Annotated in this window: 1 protein-coding gene; it reads left to right on the top strand. The window is 50.2% G+C overall.

Going from position 1 to position 649, the window contains the following annotated elements; translation table 11 throughout:
• On the top strand, positions 1-649 hold a 649-nt coding region (locus AC23P2_RS31150), incomplete at both ends, for an Ig-like domain-containing protein (protein ID WP_487776799.1).

Raw genomic sequence — 649 nt, 5'->3', positions numbered from 1 at the left:
GCGACGGTAGTGATAGCGATATTGCCACCAGCAAATAATCCGCCAATTGCCACCAACGACATTGCTGAAACGCCGCAAGATAAACCGTTTACAGGTAATGTGTTGACCAACGATGATGATCCAGAAGGTGGACCATTGACAGTAACGACGACGCCAGTGACGCCACCGACGAAAGGAACGGTGAGTTTGAACCCAGACGGCACGTTCACTTATACACCAAACCCAGGAGTAACGGGTCAAGACGGTTTCTGTTACGAATTGAAGGACAATGTAGGCTTGAAAGATACGGCTTGTGTGGTGATTAACATCCTTCCAACGCCGACACCAGGTAACGATAAGCCAATTGCGGTGGATGACAATACGCAGACGGAAGTAGGCACCCCAGTGACGATTAACGCGAAAGCGAACGACAGCGACCCAGATGGCAATGCAACATTGGGCATTCCAGTGAAGTTGACGAATCCAACCAACGGAACGGTGAGTCAAAATCCAGACGGTACGTTTGTCTATACGCCGAATGCGAACTTTACGGGGACAGATAAGTTTACGTACCGCATTTGTGATAATGGCAGTCCAAGTTTGTGTGACACGGCTACGGTGAGCATCAATGTGGTGCCAGTGATAGCGGGCAACAACCCACCAGTGGCCG

It is taken from the genome of Runella sp. R0.1_18 (assembly GCF_057652155.1).
This window is presented reverse-complemented; position numbering and strand designations above follow the sequence as displayed.